The 13,717-nt window shown below is 69.9% G+C and carries 13 protein-coding genes; 7 read left to right on the plus strand and 6 right to left on the minus strand.

The genetic code is table 11. From position 1 onward, the window contains the following. Positions 1-695: 695 nt before the first annotated feature. The 3 genes from FB561_RS12500 to FB561_RS12510 are packed head-to-tail and all read left to right on the plus strand — an operon-like array spanning position 696 to position 2,937. On the plus strand, positions 696-1,046 hold the full coding sequence (locus tag FB561_RS12500) for a YciI family protein (protein WP_145806236.1): 351 nt from the start codon (positions 696-698) through the stop codon (positions 1,044-1,046). A 1-nt stretch (position 1,047) separates the two neighbouring features. Further along, positions 1,048-2,295, plus strand: coding sequence for an RNA polymerase sigma factor (locus FB561_RS12505; protein WP_145806238.1), 1,248 nt, complete (start codon positions 1,048-1,050; stop codon positions 2,293-2,295). Between the two features lie 3 nt (positions 2,296-2,298). Then, positions 2,299-2,937 (plus strand): maleylpyruvate isomerase family mycothiol-dependent enzyme, encoded by a 639-nt coding sequence (locus FB561_RS12510; protein WP_145806240.1) that lies wholly within the window; start codon positions 2,299-2,301, stop codon positions 2,935-2,937. A gap of 275 nt (positions 2,938-3,212) precedes the next feature. Here the strand turns inward: FB561_RS12510 and FB561_RS38225 are convergent, their stop codons facing one another. The 6 genes from FB561_RS38225 to FB561_RS12540 form a co-directional block, all read right to left on the minus strand. Next, entirely contained in the window at positions 3,213-4,985 is a 1,773-nt protein-coding gene (locus tag FB561_RS38225) for an HNH endonuclease signature motif containing protein (protein ID WP_337692302.1), read from the minus strand. Between the two features lie 151 nt (positions 4,986-5,136). Continuing rightward, positions 5,137-6,375, minus strand: a complete 1,239-nt coding sequence (locus tag FB561_RS12520) for an ATP-grasp domain-containing protein (RefSeq protein WP_145806241.1) — start codon at positions 6,373-6,375, stop codon at positions 5,137-5,139. 59 nt (positions 6,376-6,434) lie between these two features. Next, the gene (locus FB561_RS12525; protein ID WP_238334784.1) at positions 6,435-7,190 is read right to left on the minus strand and encodes an esterase family protein; all 756 of its coding nucleotides are present in this window, start codon (positions 7,188-7,190) and stop codon (positions 6,435-6,437) included. A gap of 56 nt (positions 7,191-7,246) precedes the next feature. Then, a complete protein-coding gene (locus tag FB561_RS12530) occupies positions 7,247-8,374 on the minus strand; it encodes an MFS transporter (protein WP_145806243.1) in 1,128 nt (375 codons plus the stop codon). Positions 8,375-8,384: 10 nt separating this feature from the next. Beyond that, positions 8,385-9,422, minus strand: coding sequence for an alpha/beta hydrolase (locus FB561_RS12535; protein ID WP_145806245.1), 1,038 nt, complete (start codon positions 9,420-9,422; stop codon positions 8,385-8,387). A 21-nt stretch (positions 9,423-9,443) separates the two neighbouring features. Further along, positions 9,444-11,183, minus strand: coding sequence for a protein-arginine deiminase family protein (locus FB561_RS12540; protein WP_170284648.1), 1,740 nt, complete (start codon positions 11,181-11,183; stop codon positions 9,444-9,446). Positions 11,184-11,561: 378 nt separating this feature from the next. On the opposite strand from FB561_RS12540, the gene FB561_RS12545 reads away from it, so the two are divergent. The 4 genes from FB561_RS12545 to FB561_RS12560 are packed head-to-tail and all read left to right on the plus strand — an operon-like array spanning position 11,562 to position 13,540. After that, on the plus strand, positions 11,562-12,242 hold the full coding sequence (locus tag FB561_RS12545) for a sensor histidine kinase (protein ID WP_145806249.1): 681 nt from the start codon (positions 11,562-11,564) through the stop codon (positions 12,240-12,242). Further along, positions 12,239-12,880 carry a response regulator gene (locus FB561_RS12550; protein ID WP_145806250.1) on the plus strand — a complete coding sequence of 214 codons (642 nt, stop codon included), beginning with the start codon at positions 12,239-12,241 and terminating at the stop codon, positions 12,878-12,880. Before FB561_RS12545 ends, FB561_RS12550 begins: the two co-directional genes overlap by 4 nt. 35 nt (positions 12,881-12,915) lie before the next feature. Then, positions 12,916-13,296: an MmcQ/YjbR family DNA-binding protein gene (locus tag FB561_RS12555; protein WP_145806252.1), complete on the plus strand. Its 381-nt coding sequence runs from the start codon at positions 12,916-12,918 to the stop codon at positions 13,294-13,296. A gap of 10 nt (positions 13,297-13,306) precedes the next feature. Continuing rightward, positions 13,307-13,540: a DUF6343 family protein gene (locus FB561_RS12560; RefSeq protein WP_145806254.1), complete on the plus strand. Its 234-nt coding sequence runs from the start codon at positions 13,307-13,309 to the stop codon at positions 13,538-13,540. Positions 13,541-13,717: the final 177 nt, after the last annotated feature.

Raw genomic sequence — 13,717 nt, forward strand, 5'->3', positions numbered from 1 at the left:
CCTCTCGCCGACTGACCTCGCCGACTGACCTCGCCGACTGACCTCGCCGACTGACCTCGCCGACTGACCTCGCCGACTGACCTCGCCGACTGACCTCGCCGACTGACCTCGCCGACTGACCTCGCCGACTGACCTCGCCGACTGACCTCGCCGACTGACCTCGCCGACTGACCTCGCCGACTGACCTCGCCGACTGACCTCGCCGACTGACCTCGCCGACTGACCTCGCCGACTGACCTCGCCGACTGACCTCGCCGACTGACCTCGCCGACTGACCTCGCCGACTGACCTCGCCGTCCGACCCGGCCGTCCGACCCGGCCGTCCGACCCGGCCGTCCGACCCGGCCGTCCGACCCGGCCGTCCGACCCGGCCGTCCGACCCGGCCGTCCGACCCGGCCGTCCGACCCGGCCGTCCGACCCGGCCGTCCGACCCGGCCGTCCGACCCGGCCGTCCGACCATGATGTCTGGCCCAGTGTCTGACCCTGCCGTTCGGCCCCGGTTCCTGACCCCGCCCGCCATGTGACCTCGCTGCCTGATCCCCGTCGTCTGACCCTGCCGGATCGGGTGTCGGACGCCTGCTGGATCGGGTTCGAAAAAAACTTCGGGGAGGATGTCCTTTCGGGGGCGGGCCGTTCGTCGTCACCATCGAGACGGCGGATCGAGCCGTCCGGGAACCGAGCTTGGAGGCTGGACATGCTGTACATGCTGCTGATCAACGCGGGCGAGATCGGCGCCGACGGTGGGGCGGCCGAGTGCACCCCGCAGGACTGGATGACCTTCGACAAGGAGGTCCGCGACGCCGGCATCATGGTCGACGGGCACTCGCTCGCCGACCTGGTCACCGCGACCACCGTCAAGGTCGGCGCGTCCGGCGAGCGCACGGTCACCGACGGGCCGTTCGCGGAGAGCCGTGAGGTCCTCGGTGGGTACTACGTGATCGACGTCCCCGACCTGGACGCCGCGATCGACTGGGCCGCGCGCTGCCCGGGATCGTGGGGTAGCGGCAACGTGGTGATCCGCCCGATCGCGGACTTCGGGGCCTGACATGGCCGACCGGTCGGTCCGGGATTCCGTCGAGGCGGTGTACCGGGAGGAACGCGCCCTGCTGCTCGCCTCGCTGGTCCGCCGCTTCGGTGACCTGGACCTGGCCGAGGAAGTCACGTCCGAGGCGATCGAGGCCGCGATGCGGACCTGGCCGAAGGACGGCGTACCGTCCCGCCCCGGCGCGTGGTTGCTGACCACGGCCCGGCGGAAGGCGGTGGACCGGCTTCGGCGGGACAAGACGTACGCGGCCCGGCTCGCGGTCCTGCAGGTGGACCTGTCCAGGGCCGAGCCTGTCGCGGCGCCGACCGGCGACGCGGAAGTGCCGGACGATCGGCTCCAACTGTTCTTCACCTGTGCGCATCCCGCGTTGCAGGCGGAGGACCGCGGCGCCCTGATGCTGCGGTGTCTGGCCGGCCTGACCACGCCCGAGGTGGCCCGCGCGTACCTGGTCCCGGTGCCGACGATGGCCAAGCGCATCACCCGAGCCAAGGTGAAGATCAAGGATGCCCGGATCCCCTTCCGGGTCCCGACCGTCGCCGAACTTCCCGAGCGCCTCCCCGGCGTCCTTCAGGTGCTCTACTCGATCTTCACCGAGGGCTACGCGGCGAGCTCGGGCGAGGATCTGCAGCGGCTCGACCTGGCCGAGGAAGCGATCCGGCTCACCGCGATCCTGCGTCGGCTGCTTCCGTCCGAACGCGAGGTCGCCGGCCTGCTCGCGCTGATGCTGCTGATCCACGCCCGCCGCCACGCACGGGTCGGCGCTGATGGCTCGATGGTGTTGCTCGAGGACCAGGACCGCGGACTCTGGGACCGCACGATGATCGAGGAAGGCCGCGACCTGGTGTTCGTCGCGCTGAGCGGTGAGTCGCCCGGGTTCTACGGCGTCCAAGCGGCGATCGCGGCCTTGCACGACGAAGCGGCCGACATCGCGACAACGGACTGGCCGCAGATCGTCGCGCTGTACGACGTGCTGCTCGTGATCTCGCCGTCCCCGGTGGTGGCGCTGAACCGCGCGGTCGCGGTGGCGATGCGCGACGGCGCCGAGGCGGGACTCGTACTGCTGGACGAGCTCGAAGCGGAACCGCGCCTGCGCGACTACTCGCCGTACCGCACCGCCCGCGCGGATCTCCTGGCCCGCGCCGGCCGCCGGCCCGAAGCCGCGGCCGCCTACCGACTCGCACTCGACCTGGCCGCGACCGAGCCGGAACGCGTGCACCTGAAGCGTCGCCTCGAAGCGATGGAGGAGTGAACCATGAGCAACCGATGGGAAGAGATCCGGCCGCAGGTCGAAGCCGAGCGGCTGAGCTTGGTGAAGTTCCTGGAGGGGCTTCGTGAGGACGAGTGGGCCGTGCGGTCGCTGTGCACGGACTGGACCGTGCACGAGGTGCTCGCTCATCTGACGCTCTCGACGAGGACCGGAGTCAAGGATTGGCTGAAGGGCCTGGCTCAGGCTCGCTTCGACTTCGACAGAATGGAATCTCAGCAGGGCCGCGAGCGCGCCGCGCAGTACTCGCCGGCGGAGCTGATCGAGCAGTACCGCGAGACCGCCGGTTCGACCCGGAGGTCCCCGCTGTCCGGGGCGATGGACCCGCTGGTGGACGTGCTCGTCCACGGCCAGGACATCGCACGACCGCTGGGCCGAGAGCGCGAGATCCCGCTGAAGCTGTTGCCGGGGGCCCTTGATCACTTGTGGAACAGCCCGTTCTACGGCGTGAAGAAGAGGTTCCGTGGAACGCGGATGATCGCAACGGACGTGCAGTGGACCGCAGGCGACGGCCCGGCCGAGGTGCGCGGGCCGGCAACAGAGTTGTTGCTAGCAGCAACAGGCAGGCCGTCCGGGCTGGACAATTTGCAAGGCGAAGGCGTGGAGCTCGTGCGCGCGACGCTGTGAGATGAGACAGGGCGGTGCTTGGGAGGGAGCGCCGGGTGCGGGTAGGTCAGGCGCGGATCCCGGCGGGCGAAGGATGCCAGCCGGGGCCTTGTCACTCGGTACGCGGGGATTGATGTCGCGGGTGGTTGCTTGGCGAGGGTGAACGGGTGAGGTGGTGCCTGGTGGTGCGGCGTCGGGTGCGGAGACGCTGGGCGGGGCCGTGCCTGGGAAGTGGCGCCGGGTGCGGGGAGGCCAGGCGCGGGTCGGTTGGTGAGGGGGTGTCGACCGGGGGCTGGTCATCCGGTTCGCGCGCGGGGCGTGCTTGGGGCTGAGGCCGCTGCGGGTTTGCCTGGTGGGGATGTCGTGGGCAGGGCTACGCCAGGTGCGGGGCTGTTGGGCTCACGCGTACCAGGCATGGGGTTGCTATGCGTGGACGCACCAGGTTCCGGGCTGCTGGGCGTGGGCGTCGTACCAGGCGTGGAGTTGCTACGCGTGGACGTGCTAGGTGCCGGGCTGTTACGCGTGGGCGCGCCAGCTCCGTGGCTGGTGGGCGGTGGTGTGGGTGGTGCGGGGGTTGGTGGGGCTGGGGTTTGTGGGGCTGGGGTTTGTGGGGGTTGGGTTGTTGGGGAGTGGGTTGGTGGTGGTGGGGTAGTCGCCGGTGAGGTGTTCCGGGTGGGCCGTGGCCGTGGCGGGGTGGTCCAGGGTGGGGTGGATACCTGGGGGCGGCCTTGGGTGAGGGTGATGGTCCAGTGGCCGCGGTGGATTTCTTGGTGGTGGGTCCTGCAGAGCAGCACCAGGTTGGTGAGGGCAGTTTTGCCGCCGTTGGCCCAGTGGATGAGGTGGTGGGCCTCGCACATGGCCGGTGGGGCTTGGCAGATGACGCAGCCGCGGTCGCGGGCGTTGAGGGCACGCCGGATCGCGCGGTTGACGAAGCGTTGTTCTTTGCCGATGTCGAGGGGTTCTGAGTTGGTTCCCAGGACGATCGGGATTACCTCGGCATCGCAGGCGAGGCGGCGGATCGTGCCCGCGGACAAGGTGGTGCCGTGGGCGAGCTGGCCCATGCCCGTGCCGGCGATGAGGTCCTTCAGGGCGATCGTGACGGTGATGTGGGGCTTGATGTCGCCGTGGCTTGGCGCGGCGCTGCCGGTGGACGCGGCGGTCGCGAGGATGGCGGCCAGGGCGTCGGCCTGGCGCTTGCCACGGCTGCGGGGGTCGCGTCGGCCGTCGGGAGTCAGGTGAGGTTTGGCGCCGGCGAAGATCAGGGTCTGGAGGAGTTCGGCGTTGTCGCCGGCCAGGTAGCCGCCGAACTCGGCGCCGTGGTCGCGACGCTTCAGCCAGAAGGTCTCGGCGGCTTTGGCGCGGTCTTCGGCGGGTTCGGGGCCGTCGGGGTCGAGGCGGTCGCGGACCTGCTTGGCGAGTTTGCGGAGGTCGCGTGGAGGGAGGACGGCTGCGGCGGTGACCATCTCACGTTCGGCGACCTGCAGAGTCTCGACCGGCGTGGTGGACGGGGCCTTCTCAAGAGCAGAGACGATCACCTCGGCCTGCGCCGGATGAAGACCAGCGCTGCCGTAGACACCAGCGCCGTGGAGCCCAGCGTCAGCACCGCCATGCAGGCCAGCGCCGACCTGGAGCTCAGCGTTGCCATCGAGCTCAGCGTTGCCATCGAGCTCAGCAGTTCCTGTGGAATCAGCGCCGCCGTCAGCATCGCCGCTGCCATGGAGATCAGCGCCGCCGTCGGCATCAGCGTCGTTGGGGTCAGCGTCGTCGGGGTCAGCGTCGCCGACGTGGTCAGCGTTGAGTGCTTCCTGGACGGCTGCGTACTTGGAGAGGTTGCAGGCCAGGCGTAGGTCACGGCGTACGTCGGTGGTGTCGAGGCGGTGGCGGGTCGCGATCAGTTCGACGGTGTCGCGGGCGCCGAGATCGGCGGCGTGGCCGTTGCGGTCCAGGGCGGCCAGGAGCTCGAGCCGGTAGGTCTGGAGACGGCCGAGCTGAGTGTGCACGCTGTCGAGCGCGGCCAGCATCTCGCCGCCGCTCATCGACCACACCGGCCGCTCGCAAATCCCCTTCATGCCAGCAAACCGTAGCCGACGAAACCAGCAACGAGAAATCGAGAATCCCCTTACAAACAAGGAGATTCAGCCCCACCAAGTTGTCCACAGATCGAAAGTCGGCAACACATCCAGACCCGAACGGTGTAGGCAGGACCAGCTCAGACGGGAGTCACCGCGACTGGTCCTCGACCCACAGCCTCGTCAGTCCCCGGAAGTGCGCGAGGAACTTCTCCCGCTCATGTGCCGGGTACGTCGCCTCCACCGTCTCGCGCAGCAGGCGATCGAAGTCCGGCCCGGCCGCCCAGTCCACCAAGCGCGTGTCGAAGTCGGCCAGGTTCTCCGCGCACCACTCGCGGTACTTGGCCGTGTCGAAGTGCTCGTCGGCCAGCGCCAGGTACGCGTTCAGCTTCGCGTCGTAGTCCAGCGAGTCGTCGTCGGCCACCGCGAAGTACCGCTCGGTGTGCAGGTCGACCTTCGTCCGGCGCCCCGTCACCAGCGAGAACACCGACCATTTCACCAACGCGCTGATCGCCCACGGGAAGTAGTAGTGCAGCGAGGTGATCGCCACATCCGGGCACGCGTTCGCGTAGTCGATCGGATGCACCGAATCGCCCTTGACCAGCATTTCGCACGAGTTGAACTCCCAGCCGAAGAAGGCGTTCACGATCCGGCTGATCGCGACCGCCTGGTGGCCGGCGGACGGGCTGAGGAAGTCGTGCGAGACCGCGTACCGGTTGTGCATCGGCTCGTCCGGGCGGAAGTCCATCACCATCGTCTCGGCGCCGATCGACAGCGCGCGGGCGAAGACGTCGTAGTCGATCGTGGCCTGCAGGTGCATCAGCATCTCGCCGGACTCGTCGTACGCGCGGTGCAGCTCGTCGCGGTCGCGGATCCGGGAGACGCCACGCCAGCCGCCACCGTCGAACGGTTTCATGTACAGCGGGTACCCGAGGTCGTCGGCGATCGCGTCCAGGTCGAACGGGCGGTTGTACTTGGCCGCCGTGTACGCCCAGCGCACGTTGTCGACGGGGTTCTTGTACGGCACCAGCACGGTCCGCGGGATCTTCAGCCCGAGCCGCAGCATCGCGCAGTACGCGCTGTGCTTCTCCATCGACTGGAACGTGAACGGCGAGTTCAGCAGGTACGTACCGTTCATCAGCGCGGCCTTCTTCAGCCATTCACGCGGGTGGTAGTACCAGTAGGCCAGCCGGTCGATCACCAGCCCGACACGGACCGGGTCGGTCAGGTCGAACGGCTCGATCGTCAACCGGTCCGAGCTGAACTCGTGCGTCGTCCCGTACTTGTCCTTGACCGGGCCGACCCGCCGCAGCAGCGCCTCGAACGCCTGCGGCCAGTCCTCCTCGGCCCCGAGCAGCAATCCGATCAGGTGGTGCGAACGGTCAGCCACGGTCAACTCCTCAACAGCATCGACGAACCAGAATCAGCGAACCCGAAAGATCAACAAAGTCAACAGAAGCGGGGCAGATGGTGGGCGATCTGCTTGCGCCACCACGGCCAGTCGTGCGCGACGTCGTGGCCCCACAGGTCCAGCTCGTGCGGGATGCCCTTCGACGCCAGCGCCGCGGCAGTCGACCGCGCGGACGGCAGCGAGCCGGTCGGGTGCGTCTCCCAGTCCCCCTGACCGACGACGAGCAGCAGGAACACGCGGTTGCGCAACCACTCGAGGTGATCGCCCGCCAGGTTCGGCAGGTAGTCGGCGGGGTTGCTGAAGTACGTCGCGTCGCCGCGGTCACCCCAGGCGTGCCAACTGGCGGAGTCGTAGTTGCCGGACTGGCAGATCGCGATCGGGAACAGGTCGGCCCGCTTCAGCGCGAAGTTCAGCGCGTGGAAGGCGCCGAGACTGCATCCGGTGGTGACGATGTCGCTCGCGCCGGGCGAGTCCGCGCCGATCGCCGGGACCACCTGGTCGACGATCCAGGACTCGTACTGCTCGTGCCGGCGGGCCCGGTCCTCCAGCGGGATGCCCCGGTCGGACCAGCTCAGGTGGTCGAACGAGTCGACGCAGTACAGCTTGACCCGGCCGGCCTCGACCAGTCCGGAGACCGCGTCGACCATGCCGTTGTTCTCGTAGTCCCAGGCCCGGCCCTGTTCGCTCGGGAACACCAGCACCGGTCGGCCGTAGTGCCCGTAGCGGATCAGCGTGCCGGGGCGGTCCAGCCCGGGCGCGTCCAGTTCGACCTGCTCCCGCTCCACCGGCCTCACCCCTTGAAGCTAGTTGTACCCCGCACCAGTCTCCGTCCGCTCACCCTCGCATGTCTTCAGACCGGCTGCCTGGTCGTCGCGCGTCCCGCCACCGGCCCGAGTACGGCGACCAGCACGGCGAGCACCGCGACCCCACCGAGCGCCACCGGCAACGTCCAGGCGCTCGACGCGGCTCCGACAGCGGCCGGGCCGAGCAGGAAGCCGAGGTACGCGAGCGTGGTCACCGTGGAGATCGCGCCAGCACGGCGCTCCGGACCGGCCCAGGCGCCCGCCATGCTGATGATGGTCGGCGCGCAGACGGACGTACCCAGCCCGGCCACGCCGATCCCGGCCAGCGCGACCCACGCGTTGGTGGCGGTGGCCGCGACGATCGACCCGACGGCCGCGACGGCGCCTCCGGCAACGAGCAGCTGAACCGGACGGAACCGGGTGAGCAGGGCGTTGCCACCGATCCGCCCGCTCGCGGCCGCGGCGGCGAACACGGCCGGTGCGCTCGACGCGAGAGCGGGCGCCGCACCGAGCGAGGTGTCCAGGTGGACCGCGCCCCAGCTCTGCCACGCGTTCTCCACCACGTACGCGAGCGCGCACAGGCCGCCGAAGACCAGCAGCGCCGGCTCCAGCCGACGCTTGACCGGCTTGGCAGTGACCGGGCGGATCGCGGCCGACCCGGGAGCCAAGGCGAAGGCGACGACCAGGACGATCAGCACGAGAACGCCACCCAGTACCGGCAACGCCCCCGCCCCGGTCGCCCGCAGGCCCGCCGTGGCGAGGCTGGAGACGACGACCGCGACGGAGAACAGCCCGTGCGCGAGGTTCATCAACGGACGCTCGGTGGCCGCCTCGGCCGCCGACCCGGTGGCGTTGATCGCGACGTCGGTCGCGCCCGACGTCATCCCGAGCAGGAACAGCGCACCGGCCAGCCCGACGACCGACCCGGCCAGCGCCGGCAGGACCCCGCAGATCCCGAACGCCACCATCACCACGGGCAGCACGATCCCGCCGTACCGGTCGATCAGGTACCCGGTGAACCGCATCGAGACCAGCGCCCCGAGCCCGACCATCAGCAGCGCGATCCCGAGCTCCCCGTCGCCGACCCGGGCCTCGGTCCGGACCGCGGGCAGGATCGCACCCCACGCACCCCAGAAGAGACCGAACGCGGCAAATCCCGCAAGTGTCCTGAGCACCCGCGAGAGACTAGGACCAGACCCGGTTCACCAGGTCGGTCAGACCGGGATCCAGGACGTCGCGCCAGGCGGTGAAGTTGTGCATGTCCGGGGTCTCGTCGAACCGGACGTCGAGCCCGAGCTCGGTCAGGTGGGCCGCCATCACCCGGTTGTTGTGCACGTTCTCCTCGGGCGTCCCGGCCGTCATCCCGACCAGCGGCCGGCTCGGCGGCTCACCCGCCGCGAGCACCTTACCGACGAAACCGGTCACCTCGGCGTAGAACTCGAACCCGGACTCCTGCGGATCCGTCGCCGGCGTGAAGAACGACCCCGACTGCAGGAACAACCCCGCGAACGTGCCCGGGTGGTTCCACTCGGCGTACAACGCCGCCAGCGCACCCAGGCTCGCGCCCATCAGTACCGGCACACGACTCTTGTACTGGCTCTGGATCGCCGGCAGCACCTGCTGGGTGAGGGCGGTGGCGTAGTCCGCGTTGGCCGCGTACCACGGGTTGCGGGTGGTCGGGCGGAGCAGAGCAAGCCGGAACGGCGGAAGGGAGCCGCTGGCGACCATAGCGCCTGCGTAGTGGGTGAGCCCCGCGTACGAGGCGAACTCCGGGCCGTCGTGGGCGAGGAGCAGGGGGAGCTCGTAACTCGGGCCGATGCCCTCGGGCGCCCAGACCTGTGTCTCGACGGTACCGACGGGGGTGTCGGCCACTGGGAGTGGAGTGAGGGTGGAAGCGATGGGCTCGGTCTGGATCCACCCAGGCTCGACGTAGCCGGGGAGCGGGAGCCAGGAGTGGTCCCCGAAAGCACCGCCGACGACGCGAGGGTTGGTCGGATCGGTGCGCATGCCCTGACCGGCGATGTCGAACAGGTACTCCATCCGGTGCACCGACGGCCGGGCCAGCCGGAGCTCCCAGCCGTAGTCCACCGGTTTGAACTCCAGCAGGTCCGCCGTCAGCCCCAGTTCCTCCCAGAGCCGAACCCCGGCCAGCGCGTGCTCCGGGTCCGCGAGGCGGAACACCACCTCGGCCCCTTCGACCGCGCTGACCACATCCTTGGACATCCATCAACCGTAACTAGTGTCCTAGTCCCACCAGCGGGCGGTCCCCCGGAGGTCCCGTTCGACATTGGTGACGCAGTGCAGCTCGCCGCCCGCGGTCCCCACGTGATGCGCGTAGTCCCAGTCCTCGACCCACCGAGTCCGTACGCCGACTCGTCCGAGCGCCTGCTCGACGGCGTGTTCGTAGACGTCCCGGCCGTTCTTGCGGGGGCCATGCTGCCGAGGGGCCAGGTAAGCCCCAGTGCCGGTGCTGATCCCGTTGGCAGCGTCTGGGAGGGCCGTGACGGTGAGGTTGTCCCGCGGATATCCCGCGGGGATCTCGAGCTTCTTGAACAGCGCAGGGACACGGACGATCTGCTGCTCGGTGAGCCCTAGTTGCTTGAGCGCCCTGGCGACACCTGCTGTCGCGATCCGGGTACCGTCGATCAGCTCCGGAAGCTCGAGTGCCTGCTTGACCGTGAGGCCCGGGTGATCCGTCTTGGCCGGGTCGACGCCTTGGACGAGAAGCTGGTCGCCCGCCACGGTGTGCAGGAGACGCCAGCCCAGGGCCGGATCAGCCACCACCGCCACCCAGCCCTGCCGGTTGTCGGCCGGTACGAAGTGCAGGAACTCGTCCAGGTGCCCCACCCCCAGCCACGTCGTGTCCACCATCAACGGGTCCTGGTGACCCTGGGCCTTCAGCATCCGGGTGAACCAGTCGTCCGGACGGAACTTGCCTGCGCCGCCGTAGACGATCCGTCCGAGCGGGTACTCCGGGGTCGGCGGGATCGTGCCGAAGTTCCCCGTGGAGCTGGCCGAGCCGTAGAACAGGTTGTCCTCGGGAGTATCGATCCGGGCCGGGTCGAACTCCTGGATCCCGGCGACATCGGGCCCGCGGAGGAGTGTGAACACCGGCCGCGAGGCGTCCCGGAGAGGACGGTCACGGCTGGGCGGCTCCGGCGGTACCGCGGGGGAGCGGAGATTGACCGTCATCCGGTGTTCGGTCCCACCCGGACCTGGGAGCGACATGTAGGCCGTCTTGTACATGTCACCCAGCCACTGGTCGCCACCGGCGGGCCACTCGACGAACGGCTGCCGCAGACCCTCGGCGTCCAGCGCCTTGCGCAGATCCCGCCGGTACTCGGCCTCTCCCGGCAGTGAGGCACTCTTGTTGCCTGTCGGCCGCGGGGCGCTCTCGAGGCCGGCCGGCGGGGAGGTGTTCGCGACAACCGCTCGCCGCAGCGGCATCAGGTCGTGCTGGAACAGCACGGGAGCCACCTGGAAGGTCAGCTGGTCCCTGCGGCCGTCGACAGCAAGGGTGAGCGTCACCTGGCCGGACCAGGCCGCAGGGTCACGGACGACGTCCCGGGCCTCTACCGCCAGGCGTGCTCCCCGGCTGAGCTCGATCGGGTCGTTGCCGAGCGGTACGAATCGCCCCTCGCGTTGGATGAACACCCGGGCCTTGTCGGGCCGGTCGGGGAGAAGACGTCCGGTACCGCGAGCAGGGCGGATCTCGAGCGGCGCGAGGTCCCGCAGGTCCCGGGCACCGTTCACCTGGTCGTCCGCCGCGTCGTTGCAGACGGCAAGCGCCTGATCGGAGAAGCGACCGGTAGACGGTGCCTTCGGGCACCGGGACTGGTCGTCGTCGAGATTGGCGAGCATGATCGGCCGACCGGCGCGCTGATCGTCGGCAGCGGTCAGGACGCCGTCCCGGTTGGTGTCTGCCCGGAGCAGATCGGTGGCCGGCTGCACCGGAGGCAGCGGCGCGGCCAGGAGAAGAGCCACACCGGCTCCTAGGATGCTGAGGTGAGTCATGCCGACCAGTCAACGGAAAACGGCCACGCCGGCGCATCGCCCGAGCAGCAGATTTCCAGCCGTTCCGTCTCCCCCGGACGGCAGAGGTGGCACGACCTGGCCGCGGGTGGGCTCGCGGTGGTTTCCGGAGCCGTCACGGCGATCTACCGCGGGCCGGCGGACAACGGGGTGGCCCTGTGGTGGCTCGCCGAACTGGTCGTTTCGCTTGGCCTGTTGTACTGGCTGGTGCGGCGAGGTGCCGGTACCGGAGGACTGTTGTTCGCCGTAGCGATCGCCTTGTCGTCGTTGCGAATCACTTTGCAAGTAGTCCCGCCCAGTAGCAGCCGAGGTGCCCTGCTCGGGTGTCTGATGTGTGCGGGGCTGGCGGCGGCCGTCGGGGGCGCTGGACGGTACCTGCATTTGCTCGACCGGCGCCGGGTCAGGGCGGTCCACGAGGCCAGGCAGGCCCAGCGGCTTGGCCTGGCCAGGGACCTGCACGACTTCGTCGCGCACGACGTGAGCGGCATCGTCGCCCAGGCGCAGGCCGGCCAGGTGAGCAAGGACCCTGCGATCGCCCAGGAAGCGCTCCGGCGGATCGAAGCGGCCGGGCTCCGCGCGCTGGCCTCGATGGACCGAACAGTTCACCTCCTCAGCCCCGGCCCGGCGCGGTACGGCCTGGCCGATCTCCCGGACCTGGTCGAGCAATACGCGAGTGACGTCACCCTCGAGCTTCCGCCGCTGGAACCGCCCCGCGAAGTGGGGGCGGCCGCCTATCGGATCGTCGCCGAAGCGCTGACCAACATCCGCCGGCACGCTCCGGCCACGACACGGATCACCGTCGCCGTCGGCCAGGCCGCGGACCGCTTGACCACTGTCGTCACCAACCACACCACCAATGCCACCCCTGTCCGGAGCAGCCGCCGAGGAGGCGGCCTGGGCCTGGTCCGGCTGACCGAACTGGTCGAGGCGCTCGGCGGTGAGCTGGAAGCCGGCCCGGTACCGGGTGGCTGGCAGGTGTCCGCGACCCTCCCGCTGGGAGCGGCCTCATGACCGTGCGGGTGTTGCTCGCCGACGACCAGGCTGATGTGCGCGGCGGGTTCCGGATCATCCTCGACGCCCAGCCGGACCTCGAGGTGGTCGGCGAGGCGGCGGACGGCGAGGAGGCGGTCCGCCTGGCTGAGGAACTCCGCCCGGACGTGGTGGTGGCCGACATCCGGATGCCGAAACTGGACGGTCTGGAGCTGACCCGGCTGCTCGCCGGACCGGCGGTCGCCGACCCGGTACCGGTCCTGGTGGTGACCACCTTCGACCTGGACGAGTACGTCTTCGCCGCCCTGCGCAACGGCGCATGCGGATTCCTGCTCAAGCGCTCCGGACCGGCCCTGCTGGTCGAAGGGGTCCGCGCGGCGGTCGCCGGTGACGCGATGATCAGCCCGGCCGTCACGACCCGGCTGCTGCGCGAACTCACCCCGCGGACCACCCGCACCGCGCACCTGACCGACCGGGAGGAGGAGGTGATCCGCCTGGTCGCCCTCGGCCGGACCAACGCCGAGATCGCCGCCGAGCTCGTGATCAGTCCAGGGACGGCCAAGACCCACGTGGCCAATCTGCACACCAAGCTGGACGCCCGGAACCGGGTCGAGCTGGCCGCGTGGGCCTGGGAGACCGGCCGGATGCGAGAACGCTGACTGCGGCTGGCAGGTTTGCCGTCTAGGCTCGGACCATGGTCGATCTGGCGGACATCCGGGCGGCGACCGAGGGCCTGCCGCGCAGCTACGAGGTGCTGGTCCGGGACCGGATCAAGTACCGGGTCGGCCAGATCGTCTATCTCGCGGTCGCCGCGGACGAGTTGTCGATGGGCATCGGGTTCCCCAAGGAGGAGCGGGACGCCGCCATCGCCGCCGAGCCGGACAAGTTCTTCCGCCCGCGGCCCTCCGACGAGCGGTTCCGCTGGATCCAGGTCCACCTGGACGCCCTCGACCCCACGGAACTGCGCGAGCTGGTCCTGGACGCCTGGCAGATGTGCGTACCGAAGAAGGTCGCCGCCGAGTACTTCGCGACCCGCGGCCCGGTCGGTGACCCGGAGGACCGGAGCAAGCGATGAGGTGATCGGGATGCCGTGGGGCGAGCATTATTTCGAGGAGCACGGTGCGGCGCCGGCGCAGAGCGCGTTGCGGCTGCGGCTGGTCCTCGCCCTGATCGGGGTCGCGATGTTCGTCGCCATCGCCGTGGTGCTTGCCCGGCACAACGTTCCGGCCGGGTACGTCGTGGCGCCGTTGCTGCTGGCCCTGGTCGGGGCGGTCGACGTTGTCGTGGTGACGATCCGCCTGCACCGCGGCCGGCACTGACCACCCGGCGCTGACCACCCGGCGCTGACCACCCGGCGCTGACCACCCGGCTCCGACGTCCGGCGCTGACCGTCCGTCGCCGGGCAGGTGCCCACGGCAACTACTACCGGGGGATGACCCGAAGTCCGTCCGAAAGTTGACGCCTCGACCATTCCGTCGGCCGATGTCCGGCCGGGT

This window comes from Kribbella amoyensis (assembly GCF_007828865.1).
In the GTDB taxonomy this organism is placed as follows: Bacteria; Actinomycetota; Actinomycetes; order Propionibacteriales; family Kribbellaceae; genus Kribbella; species Kribbella amoyensis.